We start from the raw sequence: 18,040 nt of genomic DNA, 5'->3' as shown, positions 1-18,040 counted from the left end.
AAGGAGATAGTCCCATGAGCTATGAATTGCCTGAAAAGCTGAAGAATCTGCCAAAATATGACCCGGTGACAGAGATTTACCGGGTGCGGCTGGATGCCAATGAAAGCTTTTTGGAAATGCCGGAAAATATAAAACAGGAAATCCTGAAGGCGGTTTCTGAAGTGGAGTTTAACCGCTATCCGGATCCCAATGCTACAGAACTGTGCCGAAAATTCGGAGAGCTGTTTCATGTTAAGCCGGAACTGCTCACAGCAGGAAATGGTTCAGACGAGCTGATCTCCATTATAGTTCCAAATTTTCTGGGAGAGGGAGACTGTATGCTGACCATCCTTCCGGATTTCAGTATGTATACTTTTTATACCCGTATGGTGGGGGCCAGAGCAGAAGCTCTGAACAAAGATGAAAATATGGAAGTGACCCCAGAAGAAATTATCGAAAAAGCGGCTCAGTGCAATGCTAAGCTTCTGGTATTTTCAAATCCCTGCAATCCCACAGCGGTGACCATGAACAGAGAAGATATCCTGAAGATCGTAGGCGCCGTAGACGCCATGGTAGTGGTGGATGAAGCCTACATGGAATTCTCAGAGGGTTCTGTACTGGATGAGATTGAAAACTATGAGAATTTGATCGTACTGAAGACCTGTTCCAAGGCCTTTGGAATGGCGGCTATCCGTCTGGGATTCGCTGGGGCAAATGCCAGAATAACAAATATCCTGAAAACTTTGAAGGCGCCTTATAATGTAAATTCCATGACTCAGGCTGCGGGCTCTGTGATTCTGGGGCATAAAGAGTACTTAGAGAACTGTACCGCTCAGATAAAGGCCTCTGCCCAGGAACTTTATCAGGCTATGAAAGTTCTGGCAGAGAAAAAACAGGATATCCAGAAGCTGTACCCTACAGCTACCAATTTTCTGTATATAAAAACAGACCGGAGCAGCGAAATCTATGAAGCCCTGAAAAAAGAAGGCATCTCTATCCGGAACATGAAGGGTTATCTGCGTATATCTGCCGGATCCAGGGCAGAAAACCAGGAACTGGTCCAGGCCTTAGACAGACTGCTTGCATAGAGAAGAAAGGAGTGGAGTGCCGTGAGAGTGGGAAAGATACAGCGGAATACCCGGGAGACCCAGATATCCCTGAGCTGGGACCTGGATGGAGAGGGAGTCTATAAGGGGAGCTGCGGCGTGGGATTTTTTGACCATATGATGCAGGCTTTGTGTGTCCATGGCGGTTTTGACATTGAACTTGCCATGAAGGGAGATCTGGAGGTGGACTGTCACCACAGCATTGAAGATCTGGGGATTGTTCTTGGAATGGCTTTAAAGGAAGCCCTGAAGGATAAAGGGGGCATCCGGAGATACGGCAGCTTCTACATACCTATGGACGAAGCCCTTGGATTTTGTGCCCTGGATGTCAGCGGAAGAGCCTTTCTGGTCTTTGACGCCAGCTTTGAGAATCCTTCTGTGGGAACTCTGGACTGCTGCATGGTCAAAGAATTTTTCCGGGCTCTGGCTTTCCAGGCGGGGATTACTCTTCATCTGAAAGTGTTGTATGGAGAAAATGACCATCATAAAATAGAAGCCATATTTAAAGCCTTTGCCCATGCCCTGAGGGAAGCGGTAACAGAGACAGACAAAGGCGTGCTTTCTTCAAAGGGAGTGTTGTGATGATAGGAATCATAGATTATGGAGCAGGGAATCTGTTCAGCGTAAAAAATGCTCTGGACTATCTGGGTGTGGAAAACTGTGTCACAGGTGACAGAGAAGAAATTGAAAAAGCGGATGGGCTGATCCTTCCCGGGGTGGGAGCCTTCCCTGACGCTATGGAGATGCTGGAGAAAAAGGGACTGGCAGAAGTAATTTCCAGGGAGGCCTTAAAGAAACCTCTTCTGGGAATCTGTCTGGGCATGCAGCTTCTTTTTGAAAAGAGCTGCGAGTTTAAAGAGACGAAGGGCCTGGGACTGATACCCGGACAGGTAATCCAGATTGAGGCTAAGGGGCTGAAAATCCCCCATATGGGCTGGAACGACCTGCAGGTGCTGAATCCCTGTGCGATGACCGAAGATATGGAGAAAAATCCTTATGTATATTTTGTCCACTCCTTCCGGGCAGACACAGCAGATGAAAATATATCCTGCTATACAGTATATGGAGAAAAGATCCCGGCTTTAGTGCACCGGGGAATGGTTTACGGAGCTCAGTTTCATCCGGAGAAAAGCGGAAAGACGGGACTCAGAATGTTAGAAAATTTTGCAAGGCTGGTGAGAGTATGATAGTATTACCTGCAATTGATATTAAAGATAAGACCTGTGTCCGTTTGCTTAAAGGTGACTACGGCACAGCCCAGAAAGTAGCGGAAGATCCTTTTGAAACAGCCAGGAAGTTTGCCCGTGAAGGGGCCAAGTGGGTACATATGGTTGATTTAAACGGCGCCAAAGACGCCTATCCGGTAAACCGGGATATTTTCCTGAGGATTGCCAAAGAAACCGGCATGAATACAGAGCTGGGCGGCGGGATCAGAGATATGAAGACCATAGAATCCTACCTGGAAGAGGGAATTTCCAGGATAATCCTGGGTTCTGCGGCAGTGAAAAATCCCGGACTGGTGGCAGAGGCGGTGAAAGAATTCGGAGATAAGATTGCCGTGGGAATTGATGCCAGAGACGGCATGGTGGCCACAGAAGGCTGGATGGAGACCAGTGCCGTATGCTACCTGGAGCTGGCTATGGCTATGGAACAGATGGGAGTTAAGACTTTGATCTACACGGATATTTCCAGAGACGGAACCCTTACCGGGGTAAACCTGGATCATCTGGAACAGTTAAATGATGCGGTGTCCTGCCGGGTTATCGCCAGCGGCGGAGTCCGGTCTATAGAAGATATTGAAAACTGTGCGAAACTGGGGCTGTATGGCTGTATCTGTGGAAAATCCATTTATTCCGGCGCTATTAACCTGAAAGAAGCCATTGAGAAGGCAGGTGAATTCTGATGCTGGCCAAAAGAATCATTCCCTGCCTGGATGTCAGGGACGGAAAAGTAGTAAAAGGTGTAAACTTTGTGGGGATAAAAGAAGTAGGAGACCCAGTGGAGTGCGCTATAGAATATGACAAACAGGGAGCAGACGAAATCTGCTTTCTGGATATTACTGCTACTCATGAGGGAAGAAAGACCATGACCGATGTGGTCAGAAAAACTGCCCAGCATGTGTTTGTTCCCCTTACTGTAGGGGGAGGAATCCGCACAGTGGACGATTTCCGGGAAATCCTTCGGGCAGGTGCAGACAAGGTTTCTGTAAACTCTGCGGCGGTAAAGAACCCGCAGCTTATTGCTGATGCGGCAAAAATCTTTGGAAGTCAGTGTGTGGTAGCAGCCATTGATGCCAGAAGAGATGAAGATGGCGTCTTTCGTGTGGTGGTCCATGGCGGAAGAAAAGATACGGGACTGGATGCTCTGGAATGGGCGAAAAGGTGCCAGGAACTGGGAGCAGGAGAGATTCTGCTGACCTCTATGGATACAGATGGATGCCGGGATGGCTTCGACCTGGAACTGACCCAGGCAGTCTGTGACCGGGTTTCGATTCCCGTGATCGCCAGCGGCGGCTGCGGAAAGCTGGAACATTTTTCAGAGGTTTTTGAGAAAACCGGAGCAGATGCGGCTCTGGCGGCTTCCCTGTTCCATTTCCGGGAACTGACTGTAGAGCAGGTAAAAGAACATTTGAGAGAGCAGGATATCCCTGTGAGAAGGAATTGAACATGATAGATATGGAAAATTATTTTAAGAAAAGTGAGCTTCTCCCGGCTATTATTCAGGAAAAGGATACGGGAGAAGTGTTGATGCTGGCTTATATGAACCGGGAGAGTCTGAAGAAAACTCTGGAAACCGGCTACACCTGGTTTTACAGCCGTTCCAGACAAGAGCTGTGGAATAAAGGGGCTACATCCGGCCATGTCCAGAAGGTGGTTGACATAAAAGGTGACTGCGATGAGGATACGCTGCTGGTTACAGTAATCCAGACAGGGGCGGCCTGCCATACCGGAGCTCACAGCTGCTTTTTCAGAGAATTATGGGAGGAAGAGAAAAAATGATGGATGTTATGGAAGGGCTGTATCAGGTAGTCCAGGAAAGAAAAGAAGAAAAAAGAGAAGGATCCTATACCTGCTATCTTTTTGAACAGGGGCTGGACAAAATCTTGAAAAAATGCGGCGAGGAGTGCAGTGAAGTTATTATCGCAGCAAAAAACGGGAAAAATGAAGATACGGCAAATGAAATCTGCGATCTTATCTATCATCTCCTTGTTATGATGGTGGAGTCTGGCATCCCTCTGGAAGATGTGGAAAAAATCCTGGCAGAGAGACGGCAGAAAATCGGAAATCTGAAAAAATTTCATGTAAGTGATCACAATACCTGAGATTTGAATCAAGAAATTTATTTTGTTAAAAATTTGTCCTGTGAAAATCATGCCAGATATGGTAAACTAATCCTGTAGAGAAAATCGCCCTGTAGGGCGGATTATGAATGTTTTTAGAAATGCAGGTAAAAAGATGGAGAAGATTGACGGCAGACGTATACTAAAGATTTTACTGATCATTTTAAAGGTGATTCTTGCGATTCCTCTGGCAGCAGCTTTTATTCTGATTCGCTGTGTACAGTACTTTCTAAAAATTTCCGGAACCGTGGTTTCTTTTGTTTGCATACTATCCTCAGTAGTAGTATCTTTGGCAGCATTGATGGAAATTTTCCTTCAGATTCAGGGAAACGGCCCTGGCGTTGCTGCTATTGTTCTGACAATCTGTGTGGCAGGAGGCCTGATTTATGTTCCTGTTGCCGGCGTAGGTCTGGTAATGGTAGTCCTGGAGGCAGCCTGCAGCTGGATATGGCGGTTTTATATGGGAAATTTTAAGAACTGGAAGGCCTTTTACAAAAGACCAGATTTTCAGTGGTCCACATTTGACGGCGGATACAAAGGAAAAGACACGGAGGAAAGCGAGGCAGGAGGCCGTTATTTCAAGGGACTGAAGACAGTGGAAGAGCTGGATAAAAGATATTTCGCTCTGCTTCGGATCTATCATCCTGATGATGAACAGGAGGAAGACGAGATTACCAGAGGTATTGTGGAAGAGTATCAGTATCTGAAAAACAAATTTACAGAAAATGAAAAAGAGAAAGAACCAGAAGCGGGAGCTGACTGAAAAGGGCAGCGGGACTTCTGGTTTTTCTGCTCTCAGGCAGAAATATCAGAGCACCATGTATCCTGAAAAATGCAAAAAACCAAGGAAGAAATCCCCCTATATGCGTTGACAAGCTTATGGAAAAAGCTATAATTATAGGTAATGAATGATTATTTACAATTATCAAGTGGAGGATTTCAAAATGAAAGTATTAGTAGAAACATCTGCAAGACACGTACATTTATCACAGGAGCATCTGGAAATTCTGTTCGGCAAAGGCCATGAACTGACAGTGAAAAAAATGTTAAGCCAGCCGGGACAGTTTGCCTGTGAAGAAAAGGTAGAGGTAGTAGGAACAAAGGGAAGCCAGAAAATGTCTGTTCTGGGTCCTGTAAGAAAAGATACACAGGTAGAGGTTTCTCTTACTGATGCAAGAAGTCTTGGCGTTACAGCTCCTATCCGTGAGTCTGGCGACATTGCTGGTTCCGGCGCATGTAAGCTGGTTGGCCCTGCAGGAGAAGTAGAGCTGACAGAAGGCGTTATCGCTGCAAAACGTCATGTGCATATGACACCAGAAGATGCTGAAGCAGCAGGCGTAAAGGACAAACAGATCGTAAGCCTTGAAATCGAATCTCCTAACGGACGTTCTTTAACATTTGGAGACGTAGTTGTACGTGTAAGCGCATCTTACGCTACAGCAGCTCATATTGACACAGATGAGTCTAATGCTCTGGCTCCTGGAAAAGAATGCTACGGTGAAATGATCGTGAAATAATTTATAGAGGCGGCTGACCTTTATATTTAGGAAAACAGGGAACTTCTTATGTAAAGTAAGAGGGATCCCTGTTTTTTTCTATGGCGTTGTTGCATTAGTCATATATCCGGAATATTTATACATTTTATGCGAATTTGTCGAGCATAGCTTTGAGACTATAGGCTCAAAGCGGCACAGACTGAGCAATAAGATGTATAAATATTCTTGATTTTGATTCACGAGCTAACGTCATAGAATAAAAATATTTTGATTATCAAAAAATTTGATTGTAATTGATACTTGAATCGGATATAATAAAACCATCAATGAAAAGCGTGGGGAAATGGCTGGAAGGAGTGATGGCATGAGTAATTATGAAGTGCTGCATGACATCCTTGTGAAACTTTTCCAGGAAATCCTGGATATAGAGAGCAAGGCACTGATTACTTCAGAGTTCAAAGATATTTCTGTTAATGATATGCATATTATTGAAGCGATTGGAGAGAGAGAACCCAAGAATATGTCTTCTGTGGCAAAGATCATGTCGGTTACAGTGGGAACTCTTACCATTGCTATTAATAGTCTGGTGAAGAAGGGGTATGTACACAGGGAAAGAAGTGAGGAGGACCGGCGTGTAGTCCTTATTTCCCTGACAAAGAAAGGTAAGAAAGCCAATGCCCATCATATGAAATTCCACGATGGGATGATACAGGCTGTGCTGAAGGACCTGAATGAAGAGCAGCAGGAAGTCCTGGTAAAAGCATTGATGAATCTGAGAACTTTTTTTGACTCTTACAGATGAGCATAAAAATGAGAAGAAAAAGCCGTTTGGGAAAGGCGATAGAGAAGACAGCCTTTCCAGAACGGCTTTTTCAGCACCTTATTTATATTCTGCAAGAAGATATTTTTCTACAACGGGAAAGGGAGCCGGACCGATATCCAGAAGGTTTTTGTGAAATTCTTTCAGATTAAAGCTGCTGCCTGTTTCCGTCTGGACAGTATCTTTTAAGGAAATAAAATTCAGATATCCCAGATAGTATTTCAGGTAGTTGGCGGGATTTTCTATGATGTACTGGAAAATTTCCTGGCAGGTCTCCTGGTCTGTAATTCCGAATACTGCCAGGGTATCGGCTGTGGTATCCATGTTCCAGCCCTGATAATGAATGCCCAGATCTAAAATGGAGTAAAGGCATAGGCTGATGGAACGATTCAGACATAGAAAATCCATGATATCCTGGTCGATAGCAAGGAAAGGAGAGGCATAGCCATAGGCCAGAGATTCTACATAAGTGGCCCATCCTTCTATATAGCCGCTGCAGCTTAAAAGTTCCCGTATAGGATGATGATCCTGGCCGGCAAAATATACGGTCTGATATAAATGTCCGGGAAAACCCTCATGGGTCAGGGTGGTAAAAAGTTCTGCCTGAGATACCTGACTGGACTGATTGATATAGATGGTATTAGGCGTAAGGGTATCCATGGGGGGAGTCAGGTAAAAAGCAGGACTTGAAAATTCTTCCATGGATTCCGGTACATATTTCACCTCATATTCCTTTACTTCCAGCTCAGGAAAGTCATCTGTGATAATATGCTGGAGATAATCCAGCATCTGCTCTGGGGAAAGACCAGAGGAGGGAAGACTGTATGCGCTGGAGATAATCGCAGGATTTTCTGTAAGAAGTTTCTGAACTTTGCTGTAATCTTCCTGAAGCTGGAGAAGGAGGCTTTGGAGGATTTCATCTAAGGAGCGGTAGTCTCCTACCGTACTCTGAACCAAATATTTATAATAATCTTTTCCACCGTCCAGATAAGCCAGACCGCCGGTGTTTTTTCCCCTTCCTTTTAGTTCTTCCAGTCCTTGGGAGAGGGAGAGATAAGCAGGAAAAACAAACTGGCCCATGAGTTTGTCATGCATTTCAATAAAAGAGTCTGCCTGGTGCCGGGAAATCCTCCTGGAGTTTAAGAGTTCCTCTACTCTTTGATTGAACATGGAATACAGGTAATTCTCTGTACCTGTTTCCATAAAGCTCTGGCACTGCTGAATGATTCTGTCTGCACTGACATCACTCATAAACAGCCCTTCTTCAGCCTTCTTTTCTTCAAATTCCAGGATACTCTGGAAGTATTCCGGAATATCTGCCAGAAGAGAAAAATAATCCTTGATATCTGAAGAAGTGCGGAAGGTATATTCTGCCAGAAGTATGGGAAGCTGGGCCTGGATGCCCAGATTTGGCCCAAGGGGTTCCTGGAGAAGATAGGAACTGCCCAGAGAAAGCTGGGAGGAAAATTCAAGGGAAAGGATGTCGTAGATAATCTGATTTTCTTCCGAAAGCTGGGAGAGATCAAACTTTTCTAATTCTCTTTGGAGTTTTTCTGCCTCTTTCTGATTTTTTTCCAGAGCATCCGGCTCCATGGTTCCCAGAGTGACCTGGTATTCATCGATGCCGTAATCCTCCGGATAGGCCAGGGTATAGTGAAGATTCAGGGTATTTGTTTTCATTTCCTGCTGGAAAATATCTTCTATGTAGCTTTCAAACTCCTTATTTTCAGAAGAGGGAAGGCAGGTTTTCAGGAAAAAGAAAGCTGCGCCGGATACCAGTAGAAGGGCTGCTGCGCAGATGAAATACTTTCGCTTCAGAGATAAAATTTTTTTCAAGGGTATTTCCTCATAAAAGGGATACTTCTTTACAGTTTATGAAAAAAGAAAAAGGGTATGTATATTTTCTTGGAAAAATATGCTATGATAAATACGATAATGCAGAAAAACAGGAGGGAAAAAGATGAAGGACTCCAGAATATTAAAAGAGGAACTTTTACAGGGAAATTATGAAGAACTTTTCCGGGAGATCTATCAGGATGATTCCGAAGCCAAGAGGCAGAATGCCAGATACGCACAGGCTGTAGAAAAATTTGAAGAGCTGTTTGGTGAAAAACAGGTGGAGATTTACAGCGCTCCGGGAAGAAGTGAAGTAGGAGGAAACCATACAGATCATCAGCATGGTATGGTGTTGGCAACGTCTATTAATCTGGATGCTGTTGCAGTGGTCAGTCCAGTGGACTCCCCTGTGATCCAGCTTGTATCAGAAGGTTACGACATGGTAGAAGTAGACACCAGAGACCTTGAAGAAAAATATGAAGAAGAGGGCACCACAACAGCTCTTATCCGTGGCGCTGCGGCTGCTCTTACAGAAAAGGGATATAAAATAGGCGGCTTTCAGGCCTATATTACCAGTGACGTGCTGATTGGAGCGGGACTGTCGTCTTCAGCAGCTTTTGAGGTAATTGTAGGAACGATTCTTTCAGGGCTTTTCAATAATATGGAGATTGACCCGGTGGAAATCGCCAAAGCCGGTCAGTATGCGGAAAATGTATATTTCGGCAAACCCTGCGGCCTGATGGACCAGATGGCCAGTGCAGTAGGAGGACTGATCCATATTGATTTCCAGGACCCACAGACACCGTCAGTAAAAAAAGTACCTTCTGATTTCCAGGCTTACCAGTACAGTCTCTGTATTGTAGACACCAAAGCTTCACATGCGAATCTGACAGATGACTATGCAAAGATTCCGGAAGAGATGAAGAAAGTTGCAGCCTTCTTTAAGAAAAAAGTCCTCAGAGAAGTGGACGAGCAGGAATTCTTTGAGCAGATTCCAGGCCTGAGAAGTATCCTGGGAGACCGTCCGGTGCTTCGTGCCCTGCACTTCTTCGAGGAAGAAAAGCGAGTGGAAAAACAGGTGGAGGCTCTGGAACAGGGAGACTTCAGAAGATTTCTGGAGCTGGTGAAGGAGTCAGGAAATTCTTCTTTCAAATACCTTCAGAATATTTACATAAACAGAGATGAGCAGAACCAGGCTATGTCTGTTGCTCTGGGAGCCAGTGAAAGCATTCTTCAGAATCATGGTGTCAGCCGTGTTCACGGAGGGGGCTTTGCAGGAACAATCCAGGTATTTGTAGAAAACAGTTATGTGGAAGAATACAGGAAGAAAATTGACCATATCTTCGGAAAGGATTCCTGCCATGTTCTGAAAGTACGTCAGCTGGGTGGAATTAAAGTAATCTAATAAAAGGGCAAAAAGCAACAAAAAGATGCTGTATGTGATGACAGAAGCTGTGGTCACATGCAGCATTTTTAAATTTACATAATTGTGAGGCCTGGATTTATATGTTGTCGAGGACAGAATTCCTTGGAAAAGTTCAGAAATTTACCTTTAAATTTTCAGAATATTCACGATTGTAAAATATATACAAAGATTGTCGAAGGCTGGGAAGTTTCCCACATTTTATCCTCAAAGTTATACACATTGAAAATAGTGGAAAACCTTGAGAAAGTGGAGTTATACACCGAGTTATCCACATTGTCCACAAAAATCACTGTGGATTTCTTTGATTTACATAATGAAATAAAGAACATAGGTTTTGTGAAGTTGTTATAAAATGGGATTTTTTGAAGAAAAAAGTGGAAAAAGGGTTGACATTTTTGAAATCAAATATTGGTCTGAAGCAGGAAGAATTTGACAAAACCAGACAAAAATTAAACAAATTATCTGAAAATAATGGTTTACAATAATATCGCATGAGTATGCAACAAATCAACAATTAAAAAAAACAAATGAGATAGAATCTTTCAAAAGGGGAGGATATAATAGGACACAGAAATCAAGGAATGAAATGAACAAAGGAGGACGTTATGCCGATTATTTATCATGAACAAGCTAAAGAGTTTCACCTGTTTAACGATGAAGTAAGCTATATCATTGGAATTATGGAAAACGGGCAGATGGAGAATCTGTATTATGGGAAGGCTCTCCGGGACAGAGAAGACTTTTCTCATTTTCATGAAGAAACTATGAGATCTCAGATGTCCATCTGTGTTCCGGAACCGGGATTGCTGTCTATGCATTATACCAGACAGGAATATCCTGTTTATGGAACGGGAGATTATAAGAGCCCTGCTCTGTGCATTCGTCAGGAGGATGGAAGCAGGATTACAAATTTTGTCTATAAAGATTACAAGATCCTGAAGGGGAAACCATCCCTGGCTCCTCTGCCGGCTACTTATGTAGAAGATGACGGCGAAGGAGATACCCTGGAGATTACCCTCCATGACGATAAAATCAATACAGATATGGTACTGTCTTATACAATCTATAAAGACTATCCGGTAATCACCAGAAATACCAGATTTCTGCACAAAGGAGAGAGCTCTATCGTACTGGAGAAAGCTATGAGCGCATGTGTGGAATTTCTGGATATGGACTTTGAGATGGTACAGCTTTCCGGAGCCTGGGCAAGAGAGCGATATGTAAAAAGCCGCAGACTGGAGATGGGAATCCAGTCTATATATGGCATGAACGGTACCTGCGGCGGAGCAGAGCATAATCCATTTATGGCCCTGAAAAGACCAGATGCAGGGGAATACAACGGGGAAGTTTACGGATTCAGCTTTGTATACAGCGGTAATTTCCTTATTCAGGCAGAAGTCTCTACCTTTGATATGACAAGAGTTACGGCAGGTATTCATCCGGAGAGTTTTTCCTGGGTGCTCCAGAAAGGAGAAAGCTTCCAGACTCCTGAAACTGTCATGGTGTACAGCGACCAGGGTTTGAATAAAATGAGCCAGACATATCACAGGCTTTACAGGAAGCGCCTCATGAGAGGCACATGGAGGGATAAAGCTCGTCCTATCCTTTTAAATAACTGGGAGGCCACATATTTTGATTTTAATGAAGAAAAAATACTGAACATTGCCAAAAAGGCAAAGGAAGCCGGAGTGGAACTGTTTGTTCTGGATGACGGATGGTTCGGGGCCAGAAATGATGATTACAGAGGCCTGGGCGACTGGTATGCAAATCTGGAAAAACTCCCTGAGGGAATTTCCGGATTGTCCAGAAAAATAGAAGATATGGGATTAAAGTTCGGACTGTGGGTAGAGCTGGAAATGGTAAACAAGGACAGCGACCTTTATCGTCAGCATCCAGACTGGCTTGTTGCAGCTCCCGGCAGATTTGAGTCCCATGCCAGACATCAGCATGTTCTGGACTTTTCCAGAAAAGAAGTGGTGGACTATATCTATGAGATGATAGCAAAAATTCTCCGTGAGTCCTCTATTTCCTATATCAAATGGGATATGAACCGGTATATGACAGAGCCTTACAGCAGAACGGCAGAGCCGGCCCGTCAGGGAGAGGTTATGCACAGATACATCCTGGGAGTTTATGACCTTTATACCCGCCTGACTGAAGAATTTCCGGAGATTCTCTTTGAATCCTGTGCCAGCGGCGGCGCCAGATTTGACCCGGGTATGCTGTACTTTGCTCCCCAGACATGGACCAGTGATGACACAGATGCCAATGAGAGAACAAAAATCCAGTACGGAACTTCCTATGTGTATCCAATCGTAGCTATGGGCTCTCATGTGTCTGCAGTGCCTAATCATCAGGTGTTCAGAAAGACTCCTATCAGTACAAGAGCCAATATTGCATATTTCGGTACCTTTGGATATGAATTGGACCTGAATCTTCTTTCTGACCAGGAAATGGAAGAGGTGAAGAAACAGGTAGCATTTATGAAAGAGTACAGAGAGCTTATCCAGGTTGACGGGGATTTCTTCCGCCTGTTAAGTCCCTTTGAGGGTAATGATACTGCATGGCAGGTGGTATCTCAGGATAAGAAACAGTCAGTTGCCATGTTCTATCAGAAACTGAACAAGGTAAATGCTTCCTGGCTCCGGCTGAAAGTAAAAGGACTTCAGGAAGACGGCCTGTATCAGGTGATCCTGGCCGATGAACCTGCAAAGACCTATGAGGCTTATGGCGATGAGCTGATGTATGGGGGAATTCCCATTGACAGAATGGAACTGAACAGAAGAGGCGGAGATTTTGCCTCACTGCTGTTTGTGATAAAGAAGGTAAATTAAGAAAAATGAAAAGCCCTGTTCTGCGGCGTGCTCGGATGAGTTACACTGCGGGACAGGGCTTTTTTAGCTTTAAGGATTTTCATCGCCCAGATAATTTTTAAAGAAGCGGTATAAAATATGAGCATTTATCAGGGCAGTAAGGCCGAAGCCGAAGAAAAACCAGCAGCAGGCATATAAAGGCAGGAGAGTGAGGTCCTGATAAGTCATAAACATAGGAAGGATCGTGATCACAGCCAGCAGCAGGGTGGAAGGAAAATGCATAAAAGCAAAAATATAAGAATTTTTCACCAGATTTTTCAGCGTATTCGAGAAGGCGGCGATTACCGGGAAGATATAAAGACCTCCGATCACCAGAAGAACCGCTGCGCCTTCAGAAAGATAAAGAAGAACCTGGGAGATATCCTTACCCTGGAGAGACAGGAAGCGGATATTCAGCAGCAATATGAGCAGCAGAAGGAGAAAAAGCAGCCAGGCGGCCAGGGATTGGAGGAAATTCTCCTTAAAAGCACGGAAAAAGGTCTTGGCGGCTCCGTTGAGATTCCCTTTGACGCTGCGCAGCATACAGTGGTACAGAGCAGTCAGCGCCGGGCCGATGGTGAAAACTGGAATGCAGCAGAGTACAAAGAGAAGATTGCATACGATCACATCTCCGATCTTATTTAAGCCGATATTTAGAAGGTTATTTTCATTAAAGAGATTCATAGCCGGTTTCCTTTCTATACATCATGTGATATTTTCCGCGAGGGTCTAATGCAGCATATATAGTAAAGGGTAACATTGAATATGGAAAATTACTATGGAGAAATTAAAAAAAATAAGGAAACTATGAAAAAATAATACGGATAACAGTAAAAATAGAAGGGAAAACAGGGAAAAAATTAAAAAAAACAGGAAGAATGAAGAGGGAAAAATAAAAAAATATTGTTAAATTGTCCATTGATAAAGGGAAATTCGATGCTTTTTACATGCATTTAAACGGAAAAGCGACATTATGACATATAGTAAAAACATAACTCCATTTATCATTTTTCCATGTGAAATTATAATAAACAATACATTGATGATTAAAGCAATGAAAGCAAAATGACGAATTAAAGGAGGAGAGACTATGAAATTGAAGAGAGTTGTAGCATTAGCTTTGGCAGGGGTTATGGTATTTTCGTTAGGCGCCTGCGGAGGCGGCGGTAATGAAGGCGGCGGAGAAAGCGGCGGAGGCGGCGGAGACCTGTCTGTCATGATCTGGGATACCTACCAGGAAGCCGGACTGAAAGAAATCCTGGCAGATTTCACAGAGGAGACAGGCATTGGTGCAGAAATCCAGGTAGTGCCATGGAACGAGTACTGGACCCTTCTTGAAGCCGGAGCTCAGGGCGGCGATATGCCGGACGTATTCTGGATGCATTCTAATGAGTCCGAGAGATATATGTCAAACGATATGCTCCTGGATCTTACAGATAAGATCGCAGAAAGTGATCTTGTGGATATGAGCAAGTATCCGGAAGATATTAAGAATCTGTATACATATGAAGACAAGGTATATGCAGTTCCCAAGGATGTAGATACCATCGCTCTCTGGTACAATAAGACCATGTTTGACGAAGCCGGAATTCCTTATCCAGATGAGACCTGGACCTGGGACAAGCTGGTAGAGGTTGCAAAACAGCTGACAAAGCCGGACGGCAGCCAGTATGGATTTGCCATGAGAAATGATACCAACCAGGAAGGTTACTACAATATCGTATACGATATGGGCGGACAGATCATTTCTGACGATAAGACAACTTCCGGATATGACGATCCAAACACTATCAAAGCTATGCAGGTGGTTGAGCAGCTGATCAAAGACGGCTCTATGCCTTCTATCGAGACCATGTCTGAGAACGGACCGGACGTGCTTCTGAAATCCGGAAAGACAGCGATGTCCTTCCACGGTTCCTGGATGATCTCTTCCTTCAAGGAAGAAGATTATATTAAAGAAAACTGTGACTGTGCAGTAATGCCTATGGATGCAGAGAGCGGAAGACGTGTCTCCATCTACAATGGCCTTGGCTGGGCGGCAGCAGCAAACGGCGACAATACAGAAAATGCATGGAAACTGATCGAATATCTGGGTTCCGAAGCAGCTCAGACAAAACAGGCAGAATTAGGCGTTACCATGTCTGCATGGGACGGAACTTCTGAAGCATGGGTAAACTGTGCACCGGAATTTAACTTACAGGCTTATCTGGATATGCGCGATGACATGGTAATCAGACCATACTCCAGAAATACCGTTACATGGGAAAACAGAGCCAGCGAGCTTCTGAAAGAGGCCTGGGCCGGAAATATGACCATGGAAGATACCTGCAAGCAGATTGCAGAAGAGATGAACGCTACGCTGGCGGAAGAGCAGTAACATAAGGTGAAAGGACAGCCGTTTTGGCGGCTGTCCCCATAAGAAAAAGGAGTGACACATATGGCAAAGCCGAAAAAGAAAGTAACAAGCCGTGAGCGCAGCGAATTCAGATGGGGCTGGGCGTTTATCATTCCTACGATGCTGGGACTTATTATTTTGAATATTATACCGATTTTCCAGACAATCTATAAGAGCTTCTTTAAGACCGGAGACTTCGGCAGGGGAAATATCTTTGTGGGACTGGAAAATTATCAGACAATGTTTGCAGATTCTCAGGTATGGCAGGCGCTGATCAATACGATCAAATATGCAATCGTAGAGGTGCCGTTTTCCATTGCCATCTCTCTGGTGCTGGCAGTCCTTTTGAACAGGAAGATGAAGGGCAGAAGCGTATACCGTACCATTTTCTTCCTGCCTATGGTAGCGGCTCCGGCAGCGGTAGCTATGGTTTGGAGATGGTTGTTTAACGCAGACTTCGGTCTGATCAACCATGTTTTCGGAGTACATGTAAACTGGGTGTCCGACCCGAATATCGCGATCTTTTCCATTGCAGTGATCGGTATCTGGTCCATCATTGGTTATAACATGGTACTTTTCCTTGCCGGTCTCCAGGAAGTGCCGGGAGATTATTATGAAGCGGCGGACATTGACGGAGCCAGCGGCGTACGTCAGTTCTTCAGCATTACGCTGCCTCTGATCTCTCCCACTATCTTTTTCGTACTGGTTACCCGTGTGATCGGCGCCCTTCAGGTATTCGACCTGATCTTCATGGTAATGGATAAATCCAACCCGGCGCTTATCAAGACTCAGTCTCTGGTATATCTGTTCTATGAATATTCCTTCCGTCAGAAGAATCAGGGCTATGGTTCTGCCATCGTGGTTCTGCTGCTGGTTGTGATCATGATCGTTACGGTATTCCAGATGATCGGACAGAAAAAATGGGTTTACTATAATTAAAAGGGGGTACTGGTATGGAAGCGAGAAGAAAAATAATGTCAGTGATCATACATATTGTATTGATCCTTATGTCAATTACTATGCTGGTTCCCTTTTTGTGGATGATACTTACAGCATTTAAGTCTGTGTCAGAGGCTACCCAGGTAAATCCTTTTCTGATTTTCCCTACGGTATGGAGGACAGAGTCCTTTACGGAAGTTATGGAGAATATGAACTTTATCCTGCTGTATAAGAATACGCTCCTCATGATCTTTTTCCGCGTGCTGTGTGCAGTTCTTACAGCAACCACGGCCGGATATGCTTTTGCCCGTCTGAACTTTAAGGGAAGAGATTTTATGTTCTCCTTGGTACTGTTCCAGATGATGATCCCTTCACAGATCTTTATCATCCCTCAGTACCTGATGGTCAGCGGACTTGGTGCTTTAAATACCATTTTCGGCTTGGTATTCCCTGGTATTGTCACAGCTTTCGGTACTTTCCTGCTGAGACAGGCCTATATGACCCTTCCAAAAGATATGGAAGAAGCGGCCAGACTGGATGGCTGCAATATCGGCCAGACTTTCCTGTTTATCATGGCGCCTCTTACCCGTTCCAGCATGGTCGCCCTGGGAATCTTTACAGCAGTGTTTGCTTTTAAAGACCTGATGTGGCCAATGATCGTTAATACGGATAAGAACATGCTGACACTTTCTGCGGCGCTTGCAAAGATGCAGGGACAGTATGCATCCAATTTCCCGCAGTTGATGGCTGCATCACTGATCGCATGTCTGCCGATGATCGTTATCTACGTGATCTTTCAGAAACAGTTTATTGAAGGTATCGCTACCAGCGGTGGAAAATTATAAGAGATTTAATAGAAACAGACTGGCTTTGAAAATGGGCTGCTGCATAAAAAAAACGGTGCAGCGGCCTGGTTTCGTTTAGAGACACATGGAGGGAATGACTTGAATAGAATGACAGGATACACCAGCTCTGCGAAATATAAATCATTGGAGGATATCCAAAGAGACTCCTCGGAACTATGCCTGTGCTATTGCGGTTGGGAACAATGTGAGCCGGGACACCGTTATGGTCCTAACAGAAGAAGAAATTATGTGCTTCATTTTGTCAGCGAGGGAAGCGGGACGCTTGAAGTCAACGGAAATCAATACAATATAAAAAAGGGAGAGGCCTTTTTACTTCCGCCTGCCACAGAGGCCTGGTATGAAGCTGATAAAGAGGATCCCTGGTTCTACAGCTGGGTGGGGTTTAGTGGGGCGAAAGCAAAAGCCTGCGTAGATAACGCCGGTTTTTCTATGAAAAAACCGGTGCGCAGCATTGCCTGCCTTCCCCACATCCAGGAACTGATTGAAAAAATCCTGGAAGAATATCAGTTGTCTTTTAAATGTGAACTGAGGAGAAATGCTTATCTGTTGGAAATTCTGGCAGATCTGGTAGAAGAATATATGAGCGACGCTCCGGGTATGGTACATTTTTACCCGGGAACTGTGTATGCACGCCATGCTATTGACTACATTAACCAGCATTATAATGAGAAGCTTCGTATCTCGGAACTGGCTACTTATATTGGCGTGAACAGAAGTTATCTGACCAGCAGCTTCAAAAAGGTTACCGGTTATTCGCCCCAGGAGTATTTGATACTGCTGCGTATGGATAAAGCGGCTTCTATGCTGAGAAAAACGGATATGTCAGTCAATGCTGTAGCGGCAGCTGTGGGATACAGCGATCAGCTTGCTTTTTCAAAAATCTTTAAACAATATTATGGGATAAGTCCCAAAGCTTTTCGGGAGAGTGAAGAGCAGCTGGTGCTGTGTACCCATAAGGGAGAATTTCAGACAAAATTTTTTTAGG

The 18,040-nt window shown here is 44.4% G+C and carries 19 protein-coding genes; 17 read left to right on the top strand and 2 right to left on the bottom strand.

Annotated features, from left to right (window positions below):
• The first annotated feature begins 14 nt into the window (after positions 1–14).
• From B5G33_RS12825 to B5G33_RS12780, 10 genes are all read left to right on the top strand, one after another.
• Complete coding sequence (locus B5G33_RS12825; RefSeq protein ID WP_087417907.1) at positions 15–1,067, top strand: pyridoxal phosphate-dependent aminotransferase; 1,053 nt, start codon at positions 15–17, stop codon at positions 1,065–1,067.
• Between the two features lie 21 nt (positions 1,068–1,088).
• Complete coding sequence (hisB, locus tag B5G33_RS12820; RefSeq protein WP_087269320.1) at positions 1,089–1,667, top strand: imidazoleglycerol-phosphate dehydratase HisB; 579 nt, start codon at positions 1,089–1,091, stop codon at positions 1,665–1,667.
• Positions 1,667–2,272: an imidazole glycerol phosphate synthase subunit HisH gene (gene hisH / locus B5G33_RS12815; protein ID WP_087269323.1), complete on the top strand. Its 606-nt coding sequence runs from the start codon at positions 1,667–1,669 to the stop codon at positions 2,270–2,272. Before hisB ends, hisH begins: the two co-directional genes overlap by 1 nt.
• Complete coding sequence (gene hisA, locus B5G33_RS12810; RefSeq protein WP_087269326.1) at positions 2,269–2,988, top strand: 1-(5-phosphoribosyl)-5-[(5-phosphoribosylamino)methylideneamino]imidazole-4-carboxamide isomerase; 720 nt, start codon at positions 2,269–2,271, stop codon at positions 2,986–2,988. The genes hisH and hisA overlap by 4 nt, the downstream gene beginning before the upstream one ends.
• Complete coding sequence (hisF, locus tag B5G33_RS12805) at positions 2,988–3,749, top strand: imidazole glycerol phosphate synthase subunit HisF (protein WP_087269330.1); 762 nt, start codon at positions 2,988–2,990, stop codon at positions 3,747–3,749. The genes hisA and hisF overlap by 1 nt, the downstream gene beginning before the upstream one ends.
• Before the next feature lie 2 nt (positions 3,750–3,751).
• Positions 3,752–4,084 (top strand): phosphoribosyl-AMP cyclohydrolase, encoded by a 333-nt coding sequence (gene hisI / locus B5G33_RS12800; protein ID WP_087417906.1) that lies wholly within the window; start codon positions 3,752–3,754, stop codon positions 4,082–4,084.
• Complete coding sequence (gene hisE / locus B5G33_RS12795; protein WP_191385956.1) at positions 4,081–4,407, top strand: phosphoribosyl-ATP diphosphatase; 327 nt, start codon at positions 4,081–4,083, stop codon at positions 4,405–4,407. The genes hisI and hisE overlap by 4 nt, the downstream gene beginning before the upstream one ends.
• A gap of 103 nt (positions 4,408–4,510) precedes the next feature.
• The gene (locus B5G33_RS12790) at positions 4,511–5,188 is read left to right on the top strand and encodes a hypothetical protein (RefSeq protein ID WP_242974696.1); all 678 of its coding nucleotides are present in this window, start codon (positions 4,511–4,513) and stop codon (positions 5,186–5,188) included.
• Between the two features lie 181 nt (positions 5,189–5,369).
• Entirely contained in the window at positions 5,370–5,942 is a 573-nt protein-coding gene (locus B5G33_RS12785; RefSeq protein ID WP_087269335.1) for a PduL/EutD family phosphate acyltransferase, read from the top strand.
• A 343-nt stretch (positions 5,943–6,285) separates the two neighbouring features.
• Complete coding sequence (locus B5G33_RS12780; protein ID WP_087417905.1) at positions 6,286–6,723, top strand: MarR family winged helix-turn-helix transcriptional regulator; 438 nt, start codon at positions 6,286–6,288, stop codon at positions 6,721–6,723.
• Positions 6,724–6,801: 78 nt separating this feature from the next.
• Here the strand turns inward: B5G33_RS12780 and B5G33_RS12775 are convergent, their stop codons facing one another.
• Entirely contained in the window at positions 6,802–8,577 is a 1,776-nt protein-coding gene (locus B5G33_RS12775) for a DUF885 domain-containing protein (RefSeq protein ID WP_087417904.1), read from the bottom strand.
• 124 nt (positions 8,578–8,701) lie between these two features.
• Here B5G33_RS12775 and B5G33_RS12770 point away from each other — a divergent pair, with 124 nt between their 5' ends.
• The 3 genes from B5G33_RS12770 to B5G33_RS12760 all read left to right on the top strand — a co-directional run bounded on the left by B5G33_RS12770 (position 8,702) and on the right by B5G33_RS12760 (position 12,837).
• The gene (locus tag B5G33_RS12770) at positions 8,702–9,982 is read left to right on the top strand and encodes a galactokinase (protein WP_087269344.1); all 1,281 of its coding nucleotides are present in this window, start codon (positions 8,702–8,704) and stop codon (positions 9,980–9,982) included.
• Positions 9,983–10,105: 123 nt separating this feature from the next.
• Positions 10,106–10,354, top strand: a complete 249-nt coding sequence (locus tag B5G33_RS12765) for a hypothetical protein (protein ID WP_087269346.1) — start codon at positions 10,106–10,108, stop codon at positions 10,352–10,354.
• A 254-nt stretch (positions 10,355–10,608) separates the two neighbouring features.
• Entirely contained in the window at positions 10,609–12,837 is a 2,229-nt protein-coding gene (locus B5G33_RS12760; protein ID WP_087417903.1) for an alpha-galactosidase, read from the top strand.
• A gap of 69 nt (positions 12,838–12,906) precedes the next feature.
• Here the strand turns inward: B5G33_RS12760 and B5G33_RS12755 are convergent, their stop codons facing one another.
• Entirely contained in the window at positions 12,907–13,539 is a 633-nt protein-coding gene (locus tag B5G33_RS12755) for a YesL family protein (RefSeq protein WP_087417902.1), read from the bottom strand.
• A gap of 406 nt (positions 13,540–13,945) precedes the next feature.
• Between B5G33_RS12755 and B5G33_RS12750 the strand changes: the two genes are divergently transcribed.
• From B5G33_RS12750 to B5G33_RS12735, 4 genes are all read left to right on the top strand, one after another.
• On the top strand, positions 13,946–15,232 hold the full coding sequence (locus tag B5G33_RS12750; protein WP_087417901.1) for an ABC transporter substrate-binding protein: 1,287 nt from the start codon (positions 13,946–13,948) through the stop codon (positions 15,230–15,232).
• Between the two features lie 60 nt (positions 15,233–15,292).
• Positions 15,293–16,189 (top strand): carbohydrate ABC transporter permease, encoded by an 897-nt coding sequence (locus B5G33_RS12745; RefSeq protein WP_087417900.1) that lies wholly within the window; start codon positions 15,293–15,295, stop codon positions 16,187–16,189.
• 14 nt (positions 16,190–16,203) lie between these two features.
• The gene (locus B5G33_RS12740; protein WP_087417899.1) at positions 16,204–17,034 is read left to right on the top strand and encodes a carbohydrate ABC transporter permease; all 831 of its coding nucleotides are present in this window, start codon (positions 16,204–16,206) and stop codon (positions 17,032–17,034) included.
• 108 nt (positions 17,035–17,142) lie between these two features.
• Complete coding sequence (locus B5G33_RS12735) at positions 17,143–18,039, top strand: AraC family transcriptional regulator (RefSeq protein WP_242974700.1); 897 nt, start codon at positions 17,143–17,145, stop codon at positions 18,037–18,039.
• Position 18,040 lies beyond the last annotated feature (1 nt).

The organism is Blautia sp. An81, assembly GCF_002161285.1.
Lineage (GTDB): Bacteria > Bacillota > Clostridia > Lachnospirales > Lachnospiraceae > Blautia > Blautia ornithocaccae.
The sequence above is the reverse complement of the archived record's forward strand: the minus strand, read 5'-3'. Positions and strand labels throughout refer to the sequence as shown.

What these genes read in the sequence shown, in the direction of transcription:
- B5G33_RS12825 (WP_087417907.1), top strand. Translation starts at nt 15, where the DNA reads ATGAGCTATGAATTGCCTGAAAAGCTGAAGAATCTGCCAAAATATGAC.
- hisH (WP_087269323.1), top strand. Translation starts at nt 1,667, where the DNA reads ATGATAGGAATCATAGATTATGGAGCAGGGAATCTGTTCAGCGTAAAA.
- hisA (WP_087269326.1), top strand. Translation starts at nt 2,269, where the DNA reads ATGATAGTATTACCTGCAATTGATATTAAAGATAAGACCTGTGTCCGT.
- hisF (WP_087269330.1), top strand. Translation starts at nt 2,988, where the DNA reads ATGCTGGCCAAAAGAATCATTCCCTGCCTGGATGTCAGGGACGGAAAA.
- hisI (WP_087417906.1), top strand. Translation starts at nt 3,752, where the DNA reads ATGATAGATATGGAAAATTATTTTAAGAAAAGTGAGCTTCTCCCGGCT.
- hisE (WP_191385956.1), top strand. Translation starts at nt 4,081, where the DNA reads ATGATGGATGTTATGGAAGGGCTGTATCAGGTAGTCCAGGAAAGAAAA.
- B5G33_RS12790 (WP_242974696.1), top strand. Translation starts at nt 4,511, where the DNA reads ATGAATGTTTTTAGAAATGCAGGTAAAAAGATGGAGAAGATTGACGGC.
- B5G33_RS12785 (WP_087269335.1), top strand. Translation starts at nt 5,370, where the DNA reads ATGAAAGTATTAGTAGAAACATCTGCAAGACACGTACATTTATCACAG.
- B5G33_RS12780 (WP_087417905.1), top strand. Translation starts at nt 6,286, where the DNA reads ATGAGTAATTATGAAGTGCTGCATGACATCCTTGTGAAACTTTTCCAG.
- B5G33_RS12770 (WP_087269344.1), top strand. Translation starts at nt 8,702, where the DNA reads ATGAAGGACTCCAGAATATTAAAAGAGGAACTTTTACAGGGAAATTAT.
- B5G33_RS12760 (WP_087417903.1), top strand. Translation starts at nt 10,609, where the DNA reads ATGCCGATTATTTATCATGAACAAGCTAAAGAGTTTCACCTGTTTAAC.
- B5G33_RS12755 (WP_087417902.1), bottom strand. Translation starts at nt 13,539, where the DNA reads ATGAATCTCTTTAATGAAAATAACCTTCTAAATATCGGCTTAAATAAG.
- B5G33_RS12750 (WP_087417901.1), top strand. Translation starts at nt 13,946, where the DNA reads ATGAAATTGAAGAGAGTTGTAGCATTAGCTTTGGCAGGGGTTATGGTA.
- B5G33_RS12745 (WP_087417900.1), top strand. Translation starts at nt 15,293, where the DNA reads ATGGCAAAGCCGAAAAAGAAAGTAACAAGCCGTGAGCGCAGCGAATTC.
- B5G33_RS12740 (WP_087417899.1), top strand. Translation starts at nt 16,204, where the DNA reads ATGGAAGCGAGAAGAAAAATAATGTCAGTGATCATACATATTGTATTG.
- B5G33_RS12735 (WP_242974700.1), top strand. Translation starts at nt 17,143, where the DNA reads ATGACAGGATACACCAGCTCTGCGAAATATAAATCATTGGAGGATATC.